Source organism: Sphingomonas zeicaulis (assembly GCF_050433225.1).
Lineage (GTDB): Bacteria > Pseudomonadota > Alphaproteobacteria > Sphingomonadales > Sphingomonadaceae > Sphingomonas_D > Sphingomonas_D zeicaulis.
Genome location: NZ_JBNPXQ010000011.1, coordinates 122404 through 145119 on the forward strand (window position 1 = coordinate 122404; position 22716 = coordinate 145119).

Annotated in this window: 26 protein-coding genes and 1 pseudogene; 21 read left to right on the forward strand and 6 right to left on the reverse strand. The window is 63.7% G+C overall.

Annotation, left to right across the window (positions count from 1 at the left end; translation table 11 throughout):
* The first annotated feature begins 6 nt into the window (after positions 1 to 6).
* Positions 7 to 2502 (forward strand): alpha/beta hydrolase family protein, encoded by a 2496-nt coding sequence (locus FHS96_RS26215; protein WP_429598854.1) that lies wholly within the window; start codon positions 7 to 9, stop codon positions 2500 to 2502.
* Positions 2503 to 2506: 4 nt separating this feature from the next.
* Here the strand turns inward: FHS96_RS26215 and FHS96_RS26220 are convergent.
* From FHS96_RS26220 to FHS96_RS26235, 4 genes and pseudogenes are all read right to left on the reverse strand, one after another.
* Positions 2507 to 4177 (reverse strand): annotated as a pseudogene (locus FHS96_RS26220) (asparagine synthase-related protein); the annotation flags it as partial.
* A complete protein-coding gene (locus FHS96_RS26225) occupies positions 4177 to 4890 on the reverse strand; it encodes a lasso peptide biosynthesis B2 protein (RefSeq protein WP_429598857.1) in 714 nt (237 codons plus the stop codon). The gene FHS96_RS26225 and the pseudogene FHS96_RS26220, both read right to left, overlap by 1 nt.
* A complete protein-coding gene (locus FHS96_RS26230; RefSeq protein WP_429598860.1) occupies positions 4887 to 5024 on the reverse strand; it encodes a hypothetical protein in 138 nt (45 codons plus the stop codon). Before FHS96_RS26230 ends, FHS96_RS26225 begins: the two co-directional genes overlap by 4 nt.
* A gap of 117 nt (positions 5025 to 5141) precedes the next feature.
* Positions 5142 to 5723: a GntR family transcriptional regulator gene (locus FHS96_RS26235; RefSeq protein WP_429598862.1), complete on the reverse strand. Its 582-nt coding sequence runs from the start codon at positions 5721 to 5723 to the stop codon at positions 5142 to 5144.
* A 306-nt stretch (positions 5724 to 6029) separates the two neighbouring features.
* Here FHS96_RS26235 and FHS96_RS26240 point away from each other — a divergent pair, with 306 nt between their 5' ends.
* From FHS96_RS26240 to FHS96_RS26255, 4 genes are all read left to right on the forward strand, one after another.
* Positions 6030 to 6539 (forward strand): helix-turn-helix domain-containing protein, encoded by a 510-nt coding sequence (locus tag FHS96_RS26240; protein WP_429598864.1) that lies wholly within the window; start codon positions 6030 to 6032, stop codon positions 6537 to 6539.
* A 4-nt stretch (positions 6540 to 6543) separates the two neighbouring features.
* On the forward strand, positions 6544 to 7335 hold the full coding sequence (locus FHS96_RS26245; protein ID WP_429598867.1) for a hypothetical protein: 792 nt from the start codon (positions 6544 to 6546) through the stop codon (positions 7333 to 7335).
* Positions 7336 to 7423: 88 nt separating this feature from the next.
* Positions 7424 to 8410, forward strand: coding sequence for a HEPN domain-containing protein (locus tag FHS96_RS26250; RefSeq protein ID WP_429598869.1), 987 nt, complete (start codon positions 7424 to 7426; stop codon positions 8408 to 8410).
* 310 nt (positions 8411 to 8720) lie between these two features.
* A complete protein-coding gene (locus tag FHS96_RS26255) occupies positions 8721 to 9518 on the forward strand; it encodes a lytic transglycosylase domain-containing protein (RefSeq protein WP_429598872.1) in 798 nt (265 codons plus the stop codon).
* A gap of 6 nt (positions 9519 to 9524) precedes the next feature.
* Here FHS96_RS26255 and FHS96_RS26260 read toward each other — a convergent pair whose 3' ends face one another.
* Together FHS96_RS26260 and FHS96_RS26265 are read right to left on the reverse strand one after the other, a co-directional pair.
* The gene (locus tag FHS96_RS26260) at positions 9525 to 10094 is read right to left on the reverse strand and encodes a hypothetical protein (RefSeq protein ID WP_429598876.1); all 570 of its coding nucleotides are present in this window, start codon (positions 10092 to 10094) and stop codon (positions 9525 to 9527) included.
* A gap of 141 nt (positions 10095 to 10235) precedes the next feature.
* Positions 10236 to 10640 (reverse strand): hypothetical protein, encoded by a 405-nt coding sequence (locus FHS96_RS26265; protein WP_429598879.1) that lies wholly within the window; start codon positions 10638 to 10640, stop codon positions 10236 to 10238.
* A 456-nt stretch (positions 10641 to 11096) separates the two neighbouring features.
* On the opposite strand from FHS96_RS26265, the gene FHS96_RS26270 reads away from it, so the two are divergent.
* The 16 genes from FHS96_RS26270 (at position 11097) to traU (ending at position 22713) form a co-directional block, all read left to right on the forward strand.
* The gene (locus FHS96_RS26270; protein ID WP_429598960.1) at positions 11097 to 11351 is read left to right on the forward strand and encodes a hypothetical protein; all 255 of its coding nucleotides are present in this window, start codon (positions 11097 to 11099) and stop codon (positions 11349 to 11351) included.
* A 65-nt stretch (positions 11352 to 11416) separates the two neighbouring features.
* The gene (gene traL / locus FHS96_RS26275) at positions 11417 to 11701 is read left to right on the forward strand and encodes a type IV conjugative transfer system protein TraL (RefSeq protein WP_429598882.1); all 285 of its coding nucleotides are present in this window, start codon (positions 11417 to 11419) and stop codon (positions 11699 to 11701) included.
* 1 nt (position 11702) lies between these two features.
* Positions 11703 to 12269 (forward strand): type IV conjugative transfer system protein TraE, encoded by a 567-nt coding sequence (locus FHS96_RS26280; RefSeq protein ID WP_429598884.1) that lies wholly within the window; start codon positions 11703 to 11705, stop codon positions 12267 to 12269.
* The gene (locus FHS96_RS26285) at positions 12269 to 13066 is read left to right on the forward strand and encodes a type-F conjugative transfer system secretin TraK (protein ID WP_429598887.1); all 798 of its coding nucleotides are present in this window, start codon (positions 12269 to 12271) and stop codon (positions 13064 to 13066) included. The genes FHS96_RS26280 and FHS96_RS26285 overlap by 1 nt, the downstream gene beginning before the upstream one ends.
* Positions 13067 to 13071: 5 nt before the next feature.
* Positions 13072 to 14418 (forward strand): TrbI/VirB10 family protein, encoded by a 1347-nt coding sequence (locus tag FHS96_RS26290; RefSeq protein WP_429598890.1) that lies wholly within the window; start codon positions 13072 to 13074, stop codon positions 14416 to 14418.
* Positions 14405 to 15310, forward strand: a complete 906-nt coding sequence (locus tag FHS96_RS26295; RefSeq protein ID WP_429598893.1) for a DsbC family protein — start codon at positions 14405 to 14407, stop codon at positions 15308 to 15310. Before FHS96_RS26290 ends, FHS96_RS26295 begins: the two co-directional genes overlap by 14 nt.
* Positions 15310 to 16056, forward strand: a complete 747-nt coding sequence (locus FHS96_RS26300) for a TraV family lipoprotein (protein ID WP_429598963.1) — start codon at positions 15310 to 15312, stop codon at positions 16054 to 16056. Before FHS96_RS26295 ends, FHS96_RS26300 begins: the two co-directional genes overlap by 1 nt.
* Position 16057: 1 nt before the next feature.
* Positions 16058 to 18655, forward strand: coding sequence for a type IV secretion system protein TraC (traC, locus tag FHS96_RS26305; protein ID WP_429598896.1), 2598 nt, complete (start codon positions 16058 to 16060; stop codon positions 18653 to 18655).
* A gap of 134 nt (positions 18656 to 18789) precedes the next feature.
* On the forward strand, positions 18790 to 19125 hold the full coding sequence (locus FHS96_RS26310; RefSeq protein WP_429598898.1) for a hypothetical protein: 336 nt from the start codon (positions 18790 to 18792) through the stop codon (positions 19123 to 19125).
* Positions 19118 to 19333, forward strand: coding sequence for a hypothetical protein (locus tag FHS96_RS26315; protein ID WP_429598901.1), 216 nt, complete (start codon positions 19118 to 19120; stop codon positions 19331 to 19333). The genes FHS96_RS26310 and FHS96_RS26315 overlap by 8 nt, the downstream gene beginning before the upstream one ends.
* Complete coding sequence (locus FHS96_RS26320) at positions 19330 to 19518, forward strand: hypothetical protein (protein ID WP_429598904.1); 189 nt, start codon at positions 19330 to 19332, stop codon at positions 19516 to 19518. The genes FHS96_RS26315 and FHS96_RS26320 overlap by 4 nt, the downstream gene beginning before the upstream one ends.
* Positions 19515 to 20246 (forward strand): TrbI F-type domain-containing protein, encoded by a 732-nt coding sequence (locus FHS96_RS26325; RefSeq protein WP_429598906.1) that lies wholly within the window; start codon positions 19515 to 19517, stop codon positions 20244 to 20246. Before FHS96_RS26320 ends, FHS96_RS26325 begins: the two co-directional genes overlap by 4 nt.
* Positions 20230 to 20778, forward strand: a complete 549-nt coding sequence (locus tag FHS96_RS26330; RefSeq protein WP_429598909.1) for a S26 family signal peptidase — start codon at positions 20230 to 20232, stop codon at positions 20776 to 20778. Before FHS96_RS26325 ends, FHS96_RS26330 begins: the two co-directional genes overlap by 17 nt.
* Positions 20775 to 21431 (forward strand): type-F conjugative transfer system protein TraW, encoded by a 657-nt coding sequence (traW, locus tag FHS96_RS26335; RefSeq protein ID WP_429598912.1) that lies wholly within the window; start codon positions 20775 to 20777, stop codon positions 21429 to 21431. Before FHS96_RS26330 ends, traW begins: the two co-directional genes overlap by 4 nt.
* Complete coding sequence (locus tag FHS96_RS26340; protein ID WP_429598915.1) at positions 21431 to 21694, forward strand: hypothetical protein; 264 nt, start codon at positions 21431 to 21433, stop codon at positions 21692 to 21694. Before traW ends, FHS96_RS26340 begins: the two co-directional genes overlap by 1 nt.
* Complete coding sequence (gene traU, locus FHS96_RS26345; protein ID WP_429598918.1) at positions 21691 to 22713, forward strand: conjugal transfer pilus assembly protein TraU; 1023 nt, start codon at positions 21691 to 21693, stop codon at positions 22711 to 22713. Before FHS96_RS26340 ends, traU begins: the two co-directional genes overlap by 4 nt.
* The last annotated feature ends 3 nt before the right edge of the window (positions 22714 to 22716 follow it).

Below are 22716 nucleotides of genomic sequence, written 5' to 3' on the forward strand. Positions count from 1 at the left end.
GCCGTGATGACACGATCCCTCGCGCTTGCCATTCTTCCCTGCATTGCCCTGCTCCATGCCTCGACCTGCGCCGCGCGCAGCTACACGGTCGACGACCTGTTGCAGACGGAAAGCTTCGGCGCCGTGCTGGCGGATCCAAAGGGACGATGGGTGGCCTTCGAACAGCTCGTCGGCAGCGAGCGCGCTCCGCGCTTCGACATGCCGGAGGCGGTCATGCGCAGCCGGCTCTTCCTCTTCCGGACGGACGTGCCAGAAGCCGCCAGCCTGCTTCTGCGAGGCGCTGATGCGGATCTTCCCGCGATACTCTATGGCACTTCCCCCAGCGGAGATCATCTGGCCATCGGTGCCTGGCGTGCCGGAAAGTGGCAGCTAGGTATTGTCGCGGCTGGATCTGCCACGGTACGATGGCTCGGTGTGACGCCCAGCTATGTGCCTGGCATCACCACGCTGACATGGGTATCGGACGATCGTCTTGTCGCGATCGCCGAGCAGGACGGTGCGCTGCCCTGGGCCTTGCGCATCGGCCGCGAGGCCAGCGATGTGCTTCCGGCGCGCTGGGGCGCGATGGCATCGGGAGGGCCGTCTGCGGTGACAGCCGTGGGAAGCGGGCACTGGCGACAGGTCGCGAGCATCCCGCCGCCCCAGGCACTGCTGGAGGTCGACGTTCCAACCGGCACGGCGAGGGAAGTGGCGCGGGGGCGGTTCACCCGCCTGGTGCCATCACCTGACAAGCGTCGGATTGCGGCCGTGGAGCGGGGCGCGCTGGTGCCGCTCGATCCGGATCGGCCCGTTACGATCGGGACCAGCACGGCGCGCCATCGCCTGCTGATCATCACACCCGCGAAGGCCGGAGTTTCCCGGCCCTGCGCGGGATGCGACGTCGCCGAAGACAGTCTGAGCTGGTCGGACAGCGGCGACCTGGCGCTGTTCGCGCGGGCCGCTGGCAAGCCGTGGACGCAAGGCGCGATCTGGCACGTCAGGCGCGACGCCGCCACCGCAATGATGGTGCGGCTCGCCGGTATCCAACCGGTCGTTTCCGGACCTCCGTCGCTGCCATTCCATGTCGATCTGGCGTGGCGGCAGGATAAGCTGCTCGTTTTTGCCACCCCTGAAGGGCGGCAGCCTCGGCGCAATGACTGGTACCAGCTTGGCGCTGACGGGCCGCGCCCCCTGACCTCGGGGGTTGGCGCCCCGTCGGCGGTGCTCGCGCGCACCTCGATCTGCGCGACCACGATGCTTGCAGGCAATGCGGCCTGGTGCCTCGACGGGCGCCAGCCGCGTGCGATCACTCCCGGCGCCGATCGGATAGAGGTGGATTCCGCGGGCAGTGTCTTTGCGACGACGACAGACCGCAAGACATGGACCTTCATTGCCGCAACGGGCGAGGTCACCATAGCCGCATCCGACCAGTGCCGGCCGGAAATCGGGTTGCCGGCACAAAGGGCTGCCATTCTGCGTTGCGCCGATCGCGACGCGAGCAGCAGATTGATCCTGATGCCTCCTATCGGCGGCGCCAGGTTGGTCACCAGGATCAACGAACATCTGGCCAGCGTGACGCCCGCGCGCCGCCTGGCGGTGCATCACCCCGGCGAGACCGGGCTCCTGACCAGCTGGCTTTACATGCCGCCGGCGGGCGTGCGCCCCGCCAGGGGATGGCCACTGATCGTCATTCCCTATCCTGGACGGACGTTTGGCGCGGTGCCATCGTCCGGGCTTGAGCTGGCCGGCGGCTGGCGGCAGACCAACGCGCAGCTTCTCACCGCTGCGGGTTATGCGGTGCTGGCGCCGAGCATGCCGCGGCTGCCCGAAGACGCACCCCTGCCTTTCGCTTTCGCTGACCAGATCGCCGCCGCGATCGCTGCCATTCCGGAAAGCGCGGGTATCGACCGACATTCGGTCGGGCTTTGGGGACATAGCTTCGGCGCCTATGCGGGCGCAGTGACAGCGGCTGCGGATCACCGGTACAAGGCGATCGTCCTCGCATCCGGCGCCTATGACCTTGTCGCCGCCCACGGCGGCTTTTCTCCCGCAACTCGGGTCGCACCCGAATATGGCCGGTCGACGACTAGCCTTGCCGGCTGGGCCGAAAGCGGCCAGCCGGCACTCAATGCCCCACCGTGGGCCGCCGCCCAGCGCTACGTCGCCGCAAGTCCGATCTTTTCGGCCGATCGCGTGACCGCACCTGCGTTGCTCATCGCATCCGATCGCGACATCTTCGCCGTCGATCAGGCGGAGGCGCTGTTCTCCGCCCTGGACCGCTACGATCGCGACGCGATGCTCCTGACCTATTGGGGGGAACGCCATGTGATCAGCAGCCCGGCAAATGTGCGCAACATGATGGGACAGATCATCAGCTGGTTCGATCGTTACCTCCGGCGCCAACCGTCAGGCGATCGCGCCGGGTTGCTGGATCGGCATGGGGTATCCGCCTCAGCCAGCCGCGCGACCAGCGTTCGACCAGCAGCGTCGCGAAGATCTGCGCGTAGGGATCGAAGCGGGTGAGATGATCGCGCTCGAGGATGACCTCGAGGCGGCACCGATCGAGCAGGCCTGCAGACGCCAGCGCACCATCAAGGAGATAGTTGCGAAGAAACGGGACGCTTCGCGCCAGCATCAATCCGAAATGCGCCGTCAGGCTGCCCTTGCCGCGGCGGTAAATCAGCGATTGCGGAAGCTCCTTAGCGAAAGCCGATCGCGCCAGCGCGCGATCCCGGCGCCCCTGAACGAGCGTGCGCGCATGCAGACCCAGCACATGCTCGATGATCGGCTGCGACATAAGGGGGTGCACTACGTCCGCGACCTCGTCACACCAGGAAGATCCAAACGCCGATTGCATGTTGGCGATTGCAAGCAGATGGATACGCTTGGCTGGTCCGAGCTGTGAGACGTCGCCATGCCACAGCGGCCCCAGCGCCTTTCGATCGGGAACCCCCGCAACATAGTCGACGCCGTTGCCCGGAGCCTCCGCCGGCCCCTCGATCCAGCGGGCAAACATCCGGTGCCTCATGACCTCTGTCAAAGGCGTTCGGGTCCAAGCTGCGATATCCAGCAGGCCAGCAATACCGGATGCCGCGCCACCCGTGGCAGGATCGCATGCGATCATCGGCGTCGCGGGCTGGAAGAAGAGTGCGTCGCCGCCCTGTCCGGTGAACAAGGCAGGCGTCTGCATGGCCCTCAGGCGCTGCGCAAGCGGGCGGTCGTGAAAAAGGCTGGTGCTCCCAAGCCCTGGCCGAAAGCCGACCGGCATGGCGGTCAGCAGTTCTTCATCGAGCGGACTTGCCGCGACCATGGCTTCGATGAGGTCGATATCGAGATGCCGTGCAACCGCCCTTGCATCTTCACGCTCGTCCCCGCCACGCTGCAAAGTCGAAAAATGATAGGCGGTGTCCGGCCGCGCGATGGCCGCCACCACTGCGGAATCGAGACCGCCCGAGACCTCTGCGACGGCGCCAGGATAGATCGAGGCCCAGGCGGAAATGGCGCTTTCGACGATCGCATACATGACCTCGGGTGAAGGATCGGTCCGACGATGCGGGGCGCACCATGCTCCCGGCGTCCACAGCCGTTCGGTCGAAGCCGCGGCCGGAAAGCGCGCCAGGCAACCGGCCTGCACGACGTCGACGCCGAGCAGCGGCGAACCATTTCGAACGAGGCCTGGAGAGGCGAGCAAGGCTTTGAGATGGTCCCAGTCGATCTCGAGGCTGACGGGGCGCGCATCGTCCAGCCACCGTTCCGGACATGACGTGACCACCCTGACACCCTCGGATTGCCAGGTCACGCACTCCAGCGCCCCGATCGGATCGCGGTACAGCGCGATCGACTCGGAATCCTTGGGATCGGGCATGATGGCGACATAGGCCCCCCAACGTTCGCGTGTCAGCCAGTCGCAGAGGCCGCGAAATCCGTCGCGTGCCAATATCCGGCCGCAGATCTCGCGGTCATTGCTCAGCCGCCCCGAACGGGTGAAGCGAAAGCCGACGATGGCGCACTTGCCATCCGCAAGGACGAGCTGGTCTGGCATCGTTCGGCGCGACCCGATGGCAAGCCATAGCCCTGGCCGGTCGATAAGCGGCAACCGGCGCAAAGCATTGTCCGTCAGCGCCACGGATCTGAGATGCGTGGCCTTCCCGGATGCTGCCGGGTTCGACACGTCCCAGCGCAAGGCAAGAAACTCCATCACCTGGAGGGGTGCTGCGCAATGAGGATCGGGACATAGTCCAAGAGCCTGCTGGCGTCCTCTCCGATGAGAAGCGGCCCTTGGGCCAGCCAGCAATGTGCGCGAAACGGAAACAGGCTGACCCCGAAGATCCAGTCGGCACGATGGCCATATTGCGCGAGTAGATGGGTGAGGAAGTAGGACCGGAACAGGCACCGGAAACGAAATGGAACAAACAGCAACATCCGCTCGAAGCGCGCTGCGACGGCGCCGGCGGATCCCACGGCGGGCGAAGTGATCTTCGCCGAGGCCGCGGTTGCCAGCAGATCGGCCACCGTGCGACCGCGAAATCGCAATCCGGTGATCAGGAGCGCACGGATGAAGCAGACAACATCGCGGCAGCCAATTGACACGTCCATCGGCGGCTGGTCGCGCCAGCGCCGACGTTCCGCCTGCACATGGCGACGCCTGCCCGGATCGATACTGGCGAGGATGCCCGCGTCGGCCAGATCCGCGATTATAGGCTGGGGCAAGTCCTCGAGCGCATCCGTTTCGAACGCGATACAAACATACTCGTCGCGCGTGAGGTCGAGGAAAACGACGCCGCCCTCGAGAAAGGCGGCGTGCACTCCGGGCGCGAGCGGAAAATGCAGGGCCTGCGCAACGTCGTCGGTCCCGGTGACGTTTAGGGAGGCCGGCATCGGCCCCGTGGTCGATGCCGGCCGGTTGGTCACGGCTGCGGCCAGCGCAGGATCATGTTGCCCTCGTCGCGGCCGAGTTCGACGCTTGCGCGCGTCTGCTCCCGAGCGGTGCCCAGGCGGACGAGACGCGAGGTCCGTCCGTCAAATTGTCTCGAAACATCCTTCATGATGATACTCCTCATCTCCAGGCCGCATGTTTCAGGCGGCAAGGAGATATTTCGCCGGAATGCCCATATATCCAAATCATATTTGATTTATATTGGGCGGTCATCGCGAAGCCCGGGTCACCGTTCGCTAAAAGCTCGCGCGATCTTGGATGCGGATGCCGCGCATCTCTCGTGAAACAACCGACTCTCCGCGCGCGCCTGCGCGATGTCAGCTGCCGCCAGCGCCTGTCCGAAGCGACTTCCGGCCGATGCGATGTCTGGGACCAATCTATGTTCGAGGCGCCGGACGACATGCAGGCGTCCGCTGAGATAGAGTTGGACGCCGATCAGGGCGACATCGCCGCTTTCGCGCGTGATGGCCGCGAAGCCGGGCCAGATATCCCGACGGATGCGCGGAGGCTTACCACCGACCATGCGTTGCAGCACGATGTCGATAATGACGCTGTGAAGGCCGTAAAGTTCGCCAAAGGCCGCGCTGCTGAGGCCCAGAAGGAAATATCCCTGTCGATACCGGTCCTCCACGATGTCACGGCCTGCGAGATAGGCGAGAGCCTCTCGGATTGGTGTGGTGCTCACGCCCAGTTCCTGCGCAAGTGCGGCAGTCGCGATCCGGGCGCCAGGCTGGCAATTCCCTTCGATGAGCCAGTTCGAGATTGCCGTCTTGAGGTAATCGTCGCTACCCCGCGATGCTCTTTCCATTGTTGGTCCTCCTGATCGCAGGAGAGATTGGAAGCTGGCGATCGTCCAGCCGGCACATAAATTATCGCGTGATATGTTGATAGAATTTGACTGACGCGTCACGCGGTGCCGGCCTGCGCGAGGAAAATGCGGGCATGCCGCAACTAAGCAGCGGCTTGCCGCAACCATGCTGCGCGAAGGCGAGTGCATGATTCGCATTGATCAAGCTGTTGATTTCTTGCCATATTGCGTTGCAGTATAGTTGCTTGACTGGGTGATCGGCGACCAGGGCCGGTGTTACACCCCACATGCTTGAGGATGTGGCGGATGAAATTCTCGCCCCTGGAAATGGGATGTTCTGACGAGACGTTGCCGAAAACCCTGAAGGCGATCCGTCGCGCTCGCGGCCTGAGTGCGGCTGACGTTGCCACGCGCATGGGTATGCCATTGCGCACCTACGAGCAGTTCGAATCGGGGACAAAGCGTGTCAGCTTCGACCGCATCAAACTATTCGCCGAGGTCACCAACGCTGACCCTTATGGGATCATTTACGGGGTCATGTTCCGTTCCGTGGATTTCGGCGTCGCGAGCAGCGAAACCAAGATGGCGGCGATCATGATGATGGTGCTTGGCGAGTTTGTCGCCGAACGTCAGGACCAGCTCGCTTATCTTGAGCCGACCGCCATCATCACCGCCTTTCAGCACGCCGTCGACGATCTCGGCCGGCGCCTGGACGATCATGAATCATATCTCGAACGGTGGCTGGACGGCCGGAAGGGCATGATCGGCATGGAGGCGGTGAGACAGCGGTTGAGCCGCCGTCGCCGACGGGATTGAAGCGATGAAGGACCGGTCAAAATCTGGCGCGGCTGGGCGCGATGTGGCGGGGGGTGGCTGGAGCCAGACGACCGTTCTGGTCCGTTTTGTCATCAACGCGGAAGCCGCCGGCCCTCAGCAGGATGATCGAGGCGGACGAGGGAAGTGGAAGGGACGGGTGTTGGAATCTTCCGTGCAGAAGCCCGTGCTGGCGATGGAGCACACCGAGGTGTTGCTACGTCCCTTCCTGCCGAAAGCCCTATCGTTCGCGCGGCACCGCCAGCAGAATAGGTCGATGCCGCGTTTCCGGCAACAGGGCAGGGCCAAGCGTGAACCGGGTCGGCGCTTGCAGGGCAGAGAAGCTGGCGAATTTATCCGAAATGCGAGTATTGTAGCGGCGCGGGCGGGCCTATGTGCGATAGCGCTTGTCGCCCTCGCCGCGCCAGCGGCCACGCCTGCGGATGACGCAACCCTCCCGCCGGCCGACTGTGATGCGAAAGCGCGCATCGCCGCAGCGATAATGCGATGGCTGGCTGCGGATCTCCGTGCGGAAGCTGCCTATGTCGCTGCAAACGGGGGCGCGGTTCGCCCATTGACGATGCAGGCTTTCGCAGACTGGTACCGCACGGAGTCTGCCCGATCCCGGGAGGATCTTCCCGCCTTGACTGACACGCACATCACGCCGGCACAGAAGGCGGCACGCGATGCCGCTTTCGAAGTCTTCATGACGCGCCGGATCGAGGAATCGCTGGCGGGAGGGCGTGCAATCGAGGCGGAGCTAGATCGTGACTGTCCTCGCGAAAAGGTGCCGGAATAGTGATGCCCATATTCTTCGCCGCATCAAGCGGTGACGGCAGACCCGCTCGGACACATGGCCGGCCCCGGGAGAGCTGGAGGCGGGCGCGATGATCCGACGAAGCTACGACCGGGCGGCACGCGCAGAGGGTGCCCTTGCCAAGGCGCGATTCAAGGACGACACGGGCCATATGCGCTCCAGCCTCGATCACCTTCCCTCCGGCAAACGCCTCGAACTCACCTTCGTGGTCGATATGCTTCGTGCAACCTTTGGCTTGACGAAAAGCGGAAAGCGGGCGTCTGCGAAGCGCGAGGATGCCATCCTGAAGATCGTGCTGTTTGGCTCATACGCCCGCGGCGACTGGGTCGAGGATCCGATCGGCCGCTACTTTTCCGACTATGACCTGCTGGTTGTCGTGGCGGACGAGAAGCATACGGACGTCTGGGAGTATTGGGAGGTCGCGGAACAGCGCCTTCTCGACGAGCTCGCCGCGGGCATTCGGTTGCGAACGCCCGTGAATTTCATCGTGCACAGCCTGGAGGACGTGAACTCCCAGCTGGAGCGTGGGCGCCCCTTCTTTCGCGACATCGTCAGGGACGGCATCGCCCTTTTTGAGATTCCGGAGCGCCCTTTTTCCACGCCCGGCGATCTTCCAATCGAAACGATATTCGAAGAGGCCAAGGCTCATTTTAATGACTTGATTCCCAGTGCTGCAAACCGAATGCGTGTCGCATCGTATTGCATGAGCCAAGGGATGAACAATGAAGCTGCTTTTGATCTTCATCAGGCGACAGAATATCTATATAATGGAATGATACTCGTAAAAACGCTTTACACGCCAAAAACTCACAATTTGGTTCGACTGAGAAATCTGGCCGAACAGACTGAGCCGACTTTAAAGAGTATATGGCCAGTTGAAACAAAATTTCATAAGAGATGTTTCGAGCTAATAAGAGCGGCTTGTGTAAAGGCGCGTTATTCACGACACTACAGAATCAACGATGACGAATTGGAATGGATCATAGAAAGAGTGGGGAGGTTATTGACAGAAGTAACTGAAAGATGCGAGATTCACCTGCGAAGCCTCGAAGACTAAGATCGCATCATTACATCCAGGCACTGCTGCAGCACGATGGCAGCTGCCATTTGCTGGCAGCGTTCAACGGAGACATGGAGAAGACTGCGCAGCTCATTCAGTGTAACACGCCTTTCTTGGCACGTGACAGCGCTGGTGATTCAAGCGCGTCGGAACGAATGAGTACTGCTCTCAAGGGCTTTATGTCCGGCGCCCGACAGGGAGTTATCGAATGGTCCGAACATGTCTCGTGATGGTCGCCATTTGTTCAGTCTCTTCAGCTGCCAGTACCGCAGATGCATCAAGTGGCCGCAAAGCGCAAATCCTCATCATGACCGAAGCGCCACCTGCTGCCCACTCGGACGATGGCGACCATTCAGCCGGCAGTGTTGGTTACCGCAGCGACTTCCGGCTGAACGTTATTCGGCGGCTTTCTTGCATCTCTGGGGCTGACGCCACAAACGTTGGCGCCGCCGGTACAGATGGCGAACGGCTCGTGCACCGGAGCCAGTCGTTACCCCCTTCACCATTGGCGACGGCTATTGGCTGCAGCGCGATCGTTGTGCCGCCTTGGCCGCAGCCGCAGAAAAGCGGCATGTCGACCAATCCGGCGCAACCATTCGACTGCCTGCCGCAGGGTTACAAGCCAAGCGGGTTGCTGCCCTTCCGCGCGGAAGCCCGCCGACGCACCTATTACGGCCTCATGTCTCGCGTTGCATGCGAATATGGCGTGCCCGTGGATCTGTTCGATGCCTTGATCATGGCAGAAAGTCGCTATGACGCTTCCGCGCTTTCACCCAAACGGGCATATGGATTAACCCAACTCATGCCCGCGACGGCAGATTCACTCGGCCTGGACAGGTTTGATGTCACAGCAAATCTGCGGGGCGGCGCCCGCTATCTGCGCGCGCAGATCGACCGCTTTGGTGATTACCACGTCGCGCTCGCGGCCTATAATGCCGGGCCGGGCCGGATAAAGAACGGCCGGGTGCCAGACATTACGGAAACCCGGTCATATGTTATCCGGATCATGCGCGATTGGAATGTGTTGGCACGTGGTAGCCTGCCGACGCGACCTTACGCTACGCCTGAGATACTCTCTCGCGGTGTATCGATCGCCATATATTGAAAAGACTTATGGTTGATTACGTTGCGAAATAGTTCCTAAGCGGGCTGCAAGATCTCGGTCGATCTCGAACGGGTTCTCTCTTCGCGCTACAATCTCGCACACTCCATCCGCCAACTTGTCGATGACGAAGTTCATTAAATGATCCTTCCAGTAACGGTGAACTTCGGTTCCATCAAAGCCGGAAATCAGTTCTATCCGCCTGAGAAGCGCGGGTGGCAGCTCGGTAAATAACGACGACAATAGATTCAGCAGCGCACGGAAGCGAGCATGGCGTGCCATCGCCATGTTCTGATATGTATTCACGAGGACAATCGCTTCCATCTCATCCAGGTCGAAGGCGGATAAGAGGCGGTGATATTCGTGAAGGTACATCTCACGTCGTTTCTCGGCGTCGGCATGAAGCAGGAGGCCGACACGGCTCTTGGATAGACCCGATTTCAGGGCCACTGCGCGGAGTGTCAGCGCTTCCGATTCCATCAAATCTCGAAAGAGATTTACATAGCGGTGGTGAGCGCGGTGCTCCCACCGAGCCGACATAATCGTGTTGATCGCGGCGGCCATTGAAAAGCCGTTCAACGCTTGTCTCCTTCCTCGCGCAAAATCGAAGTTTATCGCCATATCGTTTTATCGCAAGCACGACACGCCAGCCTGATGTGAGTAAATTTTGTACCCACGGTTTGTTGATTGCTATCATTCAAGTCGCCATTTGCGATTTTGTCAATTAAGCGCTCTTGGCTCATCGTCGATCGCCTCGAGGATTTTGGTAGTGTGACGAGATGCGATAAAATCATACAAGAGAAGAGAGATGGCATCAGCATTAGATGCTTTCATGCCTAATTGGTTCTCAATAAGGACCGCAACATTCTCGATGATATCGGCGACATCACTGCTGATACGGAGTTCGATCTCGATCGGTCCGGCACTTGGGATCATCTCGAAATGCTTGCGCAGGAGCGCGGTCCTGCATTTCGGTTCCGGGGTCACCCGTGCGATCTCCGATACCACGTCCGCGAGGATTTCACTGCGATAGGTGTCGTTTGAGCGGATTCGTACTGCTTCGGTAGCCATGCGCCAGAACCATTGCGACACAGCGATGTGCAGCGTCGCTAGTGAATCATCCATGATTATGCTCCCGCGCTTCGATCGACCCCTGAAGATATCTGGTTTCGTCAAAAAGCGGTGCACAAATTATGGCTTAAAGCCATCCGCACAGACCTTTTGCGCCACCTCCTTTCCGCGCGATGCACGCGGTAAGTGATTCGCAATTCTTTCTCGTATCAATGGGACGAATTGTCCCGAAACTAGGGACGGCAGATCCTGCATTTCGCGACGGTCTGTCCCACTATCCATGACGAAAGGCGATATTGAACCAGACCGAACGTGATAATGTCGTGGAAATAAGCCAAGCTGACATCAGTTCCATTGGCAGTGGTTGAGCCAGCATAACTGTAAAGTGCAGCCTTATCCCGACGCAAAGATTGTGCGCGTCGATCTAGAAAGGGTAAGGAAATCATGAAGGCTCGTTTCCTCAACAGGCGGGGCGCGGAGACTGTGGCGCTCGCCGGCGTCGCGGTGGCCATGAGCGTCGCCGCGTGCGCGTCGGGCGCGATCGCCGGTGCCGACGCGACGTTCGACACCGCTCTGACCCAGTTCACCGACTTCCTCGAAGGTTCGGGCGGCCGCATCATCGCGGTTCTGTCGCTCGCCGGCGGCCTGGTCGCGCTTGCCTCGGGTCGGTTCTCGCTCGGCCAGATCGCGATCCCGGTCGGCGTGGGCGTCGGCGCCGGCGTCGGTGCGCCGATCGTCACGGGCACCGTTACCGCGACGATCTGATCCACGCATCTGGCAGGCGCGGTGGCGGACCGATCCTGTCCTGACCTGAAGGCGGTGTGGCAAAGATGGATCGCTACGTGATTCCTTCTCATCTGGACGACCCGGAGCTGATCGGGCTGTGGACGCTGGATGAGTTCCTGACGATGGTTATCCCCTTCGTCTGGGGCCTGATGACCTCCCAGATCATCATTGGCATCGCCCTCGCAGGGGCAGGCTGGTGGGGACTACGGAAGGCAAAGGGAGGTCAGGCGGCATCCTGGCTATTGCATCTCGCATATTGGTATCTGCCTGGCGGCTTTACCGGATTGCGGGCCACACCGCCTTCTTACCTCCGGCTGATGGCAGGGTAAGATGGATCTTGCATTCCAGCACAGCCAGGGTCAGCGCATCCTGCGTCAGCGCAACATGCTGGTGGTGGCGCTTGCGGTTCTTGCGCTGCTCATGGCGCTAGTGCTGCTGTGGGCGGGCTCGCGCAGTCGCGAGGTCGTGCTGCAGCCGATCCTGCGCTCGCCGCTGACATTGTCGAGCTCGGGCGTATCTCGCGACTATCTCGAACTGGTGACGCGGGACGTCGCGCTGCTCGTGCTCGATCGCAGCCCGACAAATCTCGAATATTGGATGGAGTCGGTACTCGCGGTCACGTCGCCGAAAGCACATGGCAAGATCAAGGGCGATCTGATGAAGATCGTCACCGAGCAGCGCGGCTCCTCGATCGCGCAGTTCTTCACGATGGAGAGCATGACCATCGACGCGAAGAGCCTCCGCTCGGAGGTGACGGGTCATCTCAGCACCATCGTCGGCAGCAAGGTCGTGACCCGCGAGCCGCGGACCTTCCGGTTCGATTGGGAATATACCGGCGTTTCCCTGCGCCTGATCGGCTTCGGCATGGTCGTCAAAAAGCCAGAGGAGAACAACTGATGGCGGGCTATACCTTCGCCAGCGCCGCGGTGGGAATCCCCTTCGTGATGCGCGCGCACTGCTTTCTCAGCCGGTGCCTCGGCATCGCGCTGTTCGTGGTCGCATGGCTGATGATCTCGTCGCCGGCCTGGGCAGACCAGACGATCATGGCGGCCGACAGCAGCCAGGTCGACTGCACCGCCTCGGCGAAGGATCTGACGCGGATCAGCCTCGTCGAGGACGAGTTCGCCAGCGTGTCCAAGATCACCGCGGGCAATCCGCTCGAGGACTTCACCGTCGTCAACGAACCGGTGCGGGGGGATATCTATCTCTCCGTGCCGGACGGCTATGCGCGCCCTTCACTGTCGTTCTTCGGCACGTCGAAGCGCGGCTATGTCTACAAGTTCGTGTGCCGCGTCACCGCCGAGGAGGCGGTGCAGGTCTTCGTGTCCAACCCGGCGATCGCGCAGGAGAAAATGGCCGACGCCGCCCCTGCGGCGAAGGCAGGCCCGCAGGATGCGGCGGTCGCGCTCGTGCAGGCAATGTACGGCAATGCGGTTATCGACGGCTACGAGATGCGCCAGCGCTCGCTGGCGCCGGTGATGGTCGGCGCCCTCAAGGTCCAGATGATCGCGGAATATCGCGGATCGGAGCTGACCGGCAAAGTGCTGCGCATCGAGAACCGCGGCGACCAGCCGATCATATTGAACGAGGCGATGGTGGCGCCGGCGAGCGCGCTGGCGGTGTCGGTGGCGGAGCCCAGCCTCGCGCCGGGCAAGGTGACGACGGCCTATCTCGTCGCGAAAAGCGGAAGGTGAGAGCCATGGCTTTGGCGGATTTCTTCAAGCGCAAGCGCAAGTCGCTCGACAGCGGCGCTACCGCGACCGATGGCGACGACGTCTCGCCGGTGGCGGGCGATCTCGGCACCAACGAGTCGGTGCGCAAGCGGCAGGTGCTGCTGCTGTCGATCATCGGCGGCGTGCTCGGCCTCGCCGCGCTGTTCTGGATCTTCGGGGACTCGAAGAGCGAGGAGACGGCTGCCGGCGACGGTGCGAATGGCGACAAGGTCGAGGTGTCCACCAAGGACATCATGAACCGCAACCTCTCCGAGCAGGAGTGGATGGCGCTGTCCGAAGAGCGGTTCACCTCGGCTGAGCATCAGCTCAAGTCTGTCGATGGCCAGCAGCGGCGGCTCGCCGAACTGGAAGCCGAAATCGGCTCCCTGCGCGGCCAGAACACGTCGATGCAGGCCGATGGCCAGCGTGTCGTCTCCGCCTATCAGGAAGAAAATGAGCAGCTGCGCCGCCAGCTGGCGGAGCGCCGCACGGCACCGCCGCCGCCCGCCGCTGGCCCCGCTGCGATGTACGGTCCGAACGGGCCGCAGGCCTATGAGCGCCCCGGCAGCGCCGCAGGTAAAGGCGCGCTTCCCCCGGCAATGCCGGGGGGCGAGGTCAAGACGATCGCTTTCCAGTCGACCAAGGGCGGGACGGCCAAGCCAGTGGAGGCGGGAACGACGGTCTATACCGACAGCGTCAATTACCTGCCGCCCAACAGCTTCGCGTCGGCCAAGGTCATCGTCGGTGTCGACGCCAGCGCCGGTGTCGGCAGCCAGACCGATCCGCTGCCGGTGGTGCTGCGCATTACCGGACCGGCGCGCTCGGTCTTCCAGAACGGCAAGCTGCTGACGACCAAGGTCGAGGGCTGCCTCGTCAATGGCGCGGCGCGCGGCGATCTGTCTTCGGAAAAGGTCTATGTGAAACTGCAGAAGATGACCTGCCCGCAGCCGGGTGGTCGCTATGCGGTCTCGGAGGTGAAGGGCTTCCTTGCGTTCGCCGGCAAGACCGGCGTGCGCGGCCGGGTGGTATCGCGCGAGGGCGGTCTCGTCATGCAGGCGTTCATCGCCGGCCTCGCCGGCGGCTTCGGCCGCGGCTTCTCGGCGAACGCCAACTCGGTGTTCCAGGGCACGACGGTCAACACCGACGGCAAGCGCGACAAGCTGTCGACCAGCGAGATCCTCGAAGGCGGGTTCGGCGAGGGCGTCGCCCAGACCGGCGACATGGTCTCGAAATATCTGATCGAGCGCGCCGAGCAGTATCAGCCCGTCATCGAGATGCCGACCGGCATCGATGTCGAAGTCGTCTTCCTGGAGGGTGTCTATGTCCGCAATTGATCGGCTGCGGCGGCTTGCCCGTCGCCCCTCGCGCAACGTCTTCGCGCCGGCTGCGCTCGCAGGTGCGCCGCTGCTGGCAACCGCCGCGGTCGCGGGTGTCGCGATCGCCTCCGATGTCGGCAATCCGGCGAAGCGGGTTGAGGCGCTGCTGGCGGATCGCCTGCCTAAGACGAAGGTCTCCTCCGTCGACTGCAAGCGCGTGGCCGGCCTCTGCGAAGTCGTCGCGGGCGCCAACCTGTTCTACGTCGACCAGGACGCGCGCTATCTCGTCATCGGCCGGGTCTACGACATGGAGACCCGGCAGGACGTCACCGCCGCGCGCCTCCTCGAGCTCAATCCCGACATGCTGGTGGGCGGCGCGGCACGCGCCAATGCCGATGCGGAAGGGGAGGGGGCTCCTGACCCCGCGGCGGCCGCGATCGGTCCGCAGGCCGCACCCCGCAAGGTCACGGCTTCCGGCAGCACCGCGAGGCTCTCGCTGGCGGGCCTGCCCGAAAACGGCGCAATCGTCTGGGGCAACCACGCCGCAGCCGAGACAGTCACGATCTTCACCGACTTCCGCTGCGGCTATTGCCGCGCTTTGGTGTCGGTGCTGGGTTCGATGAACGTGAAGGTCGTCGAGCGCCCGATCTCGATCCTCGGCAGCCGTCCGCTTGCCAACCAGGTCTGGTGCGCACGCGATCGCGTGAAGGCGATGCACCTCGTTTATGCCGGCGAGCCGGTGAAGAGCGAGGGCGGCTGCGATACCAGCGGCCTCGATGCCAATGAGCGCTTCGCCAGCCAGCACAATCTGCGCGGCACGCCGGTCATCGTCCGCGCAGATGGCGCGATGCTCGAAGGCTATCGGCCAAAGGACTTTCTCGAGGCGTGGCTGAAGGGAGGGCGGTCGTGATGCGCAGGCTCGTGCTTTTGGGTGCGGTTTCCGGGCTGGTGTCGGGCTGCGCGTCGCTGGGCGGCAATGTCAGCGGGAGCTTCTCCTGTGAGGCACCTGACGGGATCTGCGCGCCGAGCGCCGTCATCGACGACAAGGCGCTGGCGATGATCACCGGCGATGTTGCCGTGCCGGGTGGTACCACGACGCCCGCTGGCCCGTATCGCGAAGCGCCGGAAGCTCGGCCTGCCTATCGCACGGCGGCAGTCGCGCCGTCGCGGACGCGCGAGCGGGTCCTACGCATCGTCTTCCAGCCCTATATCGACGAGCAGGGGCGCCTTCACGAGAAGAGCGCGGTCCATGCCGTGGTCGAGCGCGGTGACTGGCAGCCGCAGGTGCTGAGCGATGCGGCGGCGGCACCATCAACGCAGGTCGCGAGTGACTTGCCGCGTCGCCAGACTGAGACCCTCGCCGACGCGGTCGATCGCCTTGAGCTGGCCCAGGCTTCGGCGCCAGCCCTTTCCCCTCCTGATCCCGCGACGGTCGCGGCGGCGCGTGAGCGCGGCCGCGATCCGGTCGCGGCGATCAAGGCCGATGTCGCGGCCCGCCTGGCTACCCCCGCAGGCAGCCCGACGCCCGCTCCCGCGGATGCCGCCCCCCGACGGGTGTCCGCGGGAGCGGGGCAACCCGCTGTGCCGGCGACGACGCCGGCGCCCAGGGTGACGGTGAAAGCCGGGAGCTTCCCGGCAGTGGTAGGAGAGGACTGACATGGCGAACGGGGGTTTGCTCGAAACACTTCTGTCCAACATCCTTGGCGACACCAAGCGTCCGGATGCGGGGCGTCCGGATCTCGGCGTGCCGATGCTGGCGCACTGGCTCCCGTACCGCAGCTATGATCGCAAGACGGGTATCTACTACAACAGCGCGTCGCGCGGCTTCGTTATGGAGGCCGCGCCGATGGTCGGCGCTGACGAGCGCAGCGGCGATATCCTCGCGCAGTTCCTGTCGGAAGGCGTGCCGGCGCCAGGGTGCCTGCAGTTCCACCAATGGATGTCGCCCCGGGTCTCCGAGTGTCTCTCGAAATGGTATTATCCTCGCTATGCGGCCGCCGGCGTCTATGAGCGGATGGCGAAGCACCGGATCGACTTCCTCACCGAAGGTGTCTGGAAGTCGCTGTCGGCCGACGCGCCGTTCTGTCTGCGGAATCATCGGGTCGCGATTTCCTATTCGACGCCGGAGAGCGGCACCATCTCCGAGGAAGAGATCCTCTCGATCGTCGACGGACTCAAGGCGGCGCTGTCGGCGATCGGCGTCTCGGCGCGGCTGATCGACCCGGAAGGGCTGATCGGCTGGATCGACGACATCACCTCGCCGACGACGGCCCCGGGTGACGATGCGGTCAGCTACAACCCGTTCGATCCGATCGCCGATCAGGCGATCCGCCGCGACATCGAACTGCGCATCGAGGCGGATCGGCTGTTGCTGCGTACCGAGCGCTTTCGGCCCACCGGCAAGGTGATCGAGGGCGCGCCCGAGATCGGCGAGATCTATCCGGACATGTTCGATGTGCGCTCCTTCTCCGTGCGCAACCTGCCGCAGCGTTGGGCGCCGTGGGACATGGCCAAGCTCATCGGCGACATGTTCACCGACAAGCTGCGCATGCCGTGCCCGGTCGCGACCAACCTGTGCATCGATTTTCCGGATGAGCAGGCGGCTGCCGGCAAGGCCGGCTACAAGTTCATGCGCACGACCAGTCTCGCCGACAGCAAGTCGGCGCGCTTCCTGCCGCAGCTCCGCGACCAGAGCCAGGAATGGCGCTACGTCACCGATGAGCTCAAGCAGGGCCGCAAGCTGGTGCGTGCCTTCTACAACGTCACCGCCTTCTCCCCGAAGGGGAAGGGGGATTCCAACGAGCGGGTGCTGAAGTCGGTCTACCGGGCCGCCGGCTGGGACCTGCTCGACGATCGCTATTTGCAGGTGATGGGCCTGCTGTGCGCGATGCCGATGACGATGGGCAATGGCCTCGCCAAGGATCTCGAGCGCATGAAGCGGATGCGCACGGTGCTGACCACCTCTGCCGCCAACCTCGCACCGATGCAGGGCGAGTATCTCGGTGGCCACATCCCGCACATGCTGATGATCGGCCGGCGGGGCCAGCCCTTCTTCTGGTCGCCGTTCGAGAACAGCGCCGGCAACCACAATGTGGCGGTGTTCGGCAAGTCGGGCTCCGGCAAGTCGGTCGGCCTGCAGGAGCTGTGCGGCGCGCTGTGCGGGGCCGGTGCCCGCGTCGTCGTGATCGACGATGGCAGATCGTTCGAACACTCGGCCAAGCTGCAGGGCGGGGCGTTCGTCGAGTTCACGATGGGCTCGGGCTTCTGCCTCAATCCCTTCTCGATGATCGATGCGCAGCTCGCGGAGTCGGACGAGGATTATCTCCTCGACTGCATGGCGATGCTGAAGGCGATCACAAACCAGATGGCCCGCTATCTCGATCCGCTCACCGACACCGAGCGCGGGCTGATCGACGGCGCGGTTAACAAGGTGTGGCATGAGAAGGGGCGCAAGGGCGCGATCGACGATGTCATCGCTGCGCTGGACGAGACCGCCAACCCGATGGCCGCGGATCTCGGCATCGCGATGAAGCCGTTCTCGTCGACCGGCACCTACGGCAAGTTCTTCAAGGGCGACGTGTCGTTCAAGCTCGAGGCGCAGCTGACCGTGTTCGAGCTGTCGGACCTGTCCTCGCGCGAGGAACTGCGCAGCGTCGTGCTGACCGCGATCATGTTCATGGCGCAGCAGGCGATGCGCAAGCTCGATCGCTCGATCCCCAAGGCACTGCTTCTCGACGAAGCCTGGCAGTTGCTGCGCGGCGGATCGATGGCCGACTTCATCGAGGCCTATGCCCGCACCTGCCGCAAATATGGCGCGTCGCTGGTGACCGCGACACAGTCGCTCAACGACTATTACAAATCGGCGGGCTCGATCGCGGCGTTGGAGAACAGCGACTGGTTCCTGATCCTCCAGCAGAAGCTGGAGACGATCAACGACTTTAGAAAGCATGATCGCTTCAACATGGACGAGCATACCGAGGCGTTGCTGCGCTCGCTGAAGCGCAACGGCTTCGAATATTCGGACCTGATGATCAAGGGACCGGACATGCTCGCGGTCGGCCGGCTCGTGCTCGATCCCTATTCCGCGACGGTTTTCAGCTCGAGCCCGAAGACCTTCGCGGCGATCGAAGCGCTGATCCACGATGGTCATACGATGGAAGGGGCGATCGAGCGGGTCGCCTTCCCGAACAACCCGGAGAAATGGGCGACGTCCGATGCCGATGACGGCAGCGACCTCGCCATGGCGGCGGAGTGACGGTGATGGCGACAGCATTCGGATCGACGGCCGTGCCGCGGACGGCGAGGGTCCGTTTCCTTGGCCGGCGGGGCTTCTCGGCGGGCGGTATCGGGCCAGCCGTCCCGCGGGCAGTTCAGGAGACCGCCATCTCCTTGGCCGCTGTCGCCGAAGCGGGCCAGCCCCGCCCGCTGTGGCGCGACATGCTCTATGTCACCCTGCATTCTCTCGCCCTTGCGGGCACGACGCTGTTGATGACCTGGGGCGCGCTGGTGCTCTTCTTCGTCGTGCTCGGCGGTTTCTCGACGGACGGGCTGATGCACCAGCTCAACAACATGGCAGGCCGCTATGTCGCGGCCGATGGCGAGCGGATCGCGTCTTTCAAGCAGATCCTGCTGTGGACGCAGTTCCTGCTGTTCGCGGCGATCCTGTTCTTCCGGCGCGGCAGCATTGTGCCGGCGGACCTGCGCGAGGGCGGCAAGCATGGCTGACCAGGCCGACTTTCGCCTTCCAAAGGAAGAGGTGTCGCGGATCGCCGTGGAGCATCGCTCCAAAAAGGACAGGCAGCGCCGGATACGGCTGTTGAAGGTCGGCGCGGTCTCGCTGCTCTCCGGGGTACTTGTCGGCCTGACTGTTGGCGACATCGCCGGGCGCTTGCCGACAGCTTGCAATGCCGTCTCTTCGGCGCACGCGCGATGACCAACAGCCTTGCCTCGAACCTGCTGCTGGCCGTCATCACGGTCATCGTCGTGGCCGCCAATCTCGGTCTCATCCTCGCGCTCGGCACCGAAGCAGAACCGATCCGGTCGCCCCACGAACAGGCGATCAGCGACACGACCATTTTTGGCGCGTCCCACAACCTCGTCCGCGGAGAAAGCCGGTGACTGAAGCCGTCATTGAGCAACAGGGAGAACTTGGCCTCGGCGACACGCCCAGGGCCAGGCCCGTCGTCGCAACCTCGTCACGCCTGAAGCGCATTCTCCGATCGACACTGCTGCGCGACGGCGTCGCTGTCGCCGGCGTCCTGTCGGTCGTGGTCTGGGGCGCATGGGTCACGCATGAGCTGACCGGCGTCCGCCAGGACCGCATCGTTTCCGTCAAGCTGTCGGCACTGGTCGGCTCCTATGTCGAGGCGCAGCGCTATTCCGGTTCGCCGCCGGAGCGGGTGAAGGCCGAGATGACGGCTTTCATGGTGTCGCTCGACAAGGAGCTGCAACGCCGCGGCGCCGAAGGCGAGGTGGTGCTGGTCGGCGAGGCGGTGCTCACGAAAAACGTGTCGGACGTGACCGCCAGCGTCCGCAAGGCGGTGTTCGCATCTGGGGTACCGGTCCCGCGCCGCCTCACCCCCGAGCAGATCGCGGAGATGGCGGTAGCCTCTGCGCCCCGGCGCGAGCTGCCACCCGAGCCCGAACTGCCCGGAGCGCCTGCGCCGCTTCCAGCGCCCGCGCCCTTCATCGGACCCGCTCCGGCGGGCGGCAACATGGCCGGCGATCCCTTCGCCCCGCAATATCGTCCGCAGATGGGAGATCCGTCGGCTGTGCCGATGGGCTCACCTGTCGGCGGAGGCGCCTCGGTTTCCAGCTTCGGAGGCCCCGGTGGCGGCGGCAATTGAGATCCCGTCGAGCACGGCTGAAGCGCAATCCTGGAGGCCGCGCAAGCGGCTGTGGGCGCTGCTGCTGTTCGTGGCGGCAGTTTTCGCCGTGCTCGGCGGGATCCGCCAGTGGCGCAACGATCATCTCTTTCTGATCAACGCGACGGACTCGCTGCCGAACTGGGCGTTCGTGATCAACCGCCACGAGGCGCCGGCGCGCGGCCGCTACATCTTCTTCGATCCGCCGCACGTTCCGCTGGTGATCAGTCATTTCGGCCCTCGCCCGAAGATGTTCGGCAAGATCGTCTATGGCATGCCCGGCGACATCGTCGCGCATCGCGGCGCGGACGTCATCGTGGCCGGCAAACGTGTCGCTCGGATGAAACCGCTTACCCGCAAGGGCGAGACGCTGACGCCGGGTGCGACGGGGACGATACCGCAGGGCTGCTACTATGTCGGCACGCCGCACAAGGACGGCTTTGACAGTCGCTATGCCGAGATTGGCTTCGTCTGCCGCCGGCAGGTGATCGGTGTTGGAGTGCCGGTGCTATGAGGCGTGCGGCGCTCTCGATCGTGTCGGTTGTCGCGCTCGCCGGCATGGCGCTCGGCCCCAGCGCCTCGCCGATCGGCGCAATGGATCATGGCGTCATGGGCCAGACCTTCCCGATCATCGAGCCGGACCTGCTGGCGACGATCGAGGCGAAGTTGCGCCACGCCGAGGCGACGGGCGGCATCGATCGCGCGAATGCGATGTTCGCGAAGCGCGCGGAGGCGAAGGTCAGGCGGCCCACGCCCGTCGCCGGCATCACGCCGGCCGAGGTCGAGCGCAGCTGGGAATTCGATCCGTCGATCACGATGGAGCGCGACATCACCGATCAGAAGGGAAATCTGATCGCCGGGGCCGGGCAGCGGGTTAACCCGCTCGATTTCGTCGCGATCAAGCAGGACCTGGTGTTCGTCGACGGTGATGATGCCGCGCAAATGGCTTGGGCGCTGGGTCGCTACGACGATCTGAAGGCCAAGATTATCTTCGTCAGCGGCTCGCCGCTCGAGGCGATGACCGCTCGTCAGCGCCGTTTCTATTTCGACCAGGAAGGGAAGCTGACCGCGCGGTTCGGAATCGAACACACGCCCGCCGTCGTCCGTCAGGATGGCCGGATGATGCGCGTCACCGAGCATGCGCTGAGCCAAGGGAGGGGAGGCTGATGCCGTTGTGGCTTGACCTGATGCGCACGCCGATGGCGGCGCCGGAGACGGCATTGCTGCGCCGGATGCGCCGCATCTGGCAGGCGCTGTGCGTCTCCGCCGGTGTCTCGATCCTTGCTCTTCAGCCGCTGAAGGCGGCGCTGGTACGGACGGCACCGGCGCTGATCCTGGTGCTGATCGTCGCATGCTTCGTGCTCGGTACCGTCTATTTCCTGATCAAGCAGCGTGCCGATGAGGCATGGCTCAACCGGGACGACGCATGATGCGGTGGCTTCGCCCCATCCTCGGGCTCGGCATCCTCGCGATGATCGTCACCGCGCTCTCCGCGTCGCGCGCGGAGGCAGCGCCGACGTGCCACGGCAAGTTCGTCAATCCTATTACCGACGTCTGCTGGTCGTGCCTGTTCCCGCTGTCAGTGGGTGGGCTGAAGATCTGGCCGAGTGGTCGCCCCGATCCCAGCAACCCGAGCTCGCCGGTCTGCCTGTGCGCCGAACCGTTCCCGCGCATCGGCATTTCGGTCGGCTTCTGGGAGCCGGTGCGGCTGGCCGACGTCACCACCAAGCCGTGGTGCTTCGTCAACCTCGGCGGCACGCGGATCGCCCCCGGCTTCGACATCGGCCAGGGCTATATCGCAGGGCCCGCGCAGGTTGGGGGGCGTTCGCAGTCGACCGCCAAGTGGCACGTCCATTGGTACGTCTATCCGCTGCTCTACTGGATGGAGATCCTGACCGACTTCCTGTGCTTCGAGAGCGCGTCGTTCGACATCGCCTACATGACGGAGATCGATCCGCTGTGGCAGGATGACTCGCTTACCGCGCTGATCAATCCGGAGGTGGCGGTGTTCGCCAACCCGATCGCGCAGGCCGCGTGCGCCGGCGACTGCGCGGTGGCGACGGTCGGGCTGCCGCTGGATTCCCTGTTCTGGTGCTCGGGCTGCCAAGGCGCAATGTACCCGATGAATGGCAACATTCCTGCCTCGATCGGCCATGTCCAGTCGTCGCGGCTCGCGCTGTCGCGCTTCACCTACAAGATGCACCGGCAGGCGCTGGCGTGGGGGACGATGGGCTCCAAGGGCCTGTGCAAGAAGTATCTGATGCCGATCCTGCGCAAGCAGCAATACCGCGTCCAGATGGTCAATCCGATCCCGACGGTCAGCGGCGAATATGCCTGCTCGACGATCGGATCCTCGACGATGCCTCCCGATGCGGGCCGCGCCTTTCCGGTGAATGGCGAGGACATGGGCTACCTCATGTGGCGCAAGCGCAACTGTTGTGTGCTGTAGGGG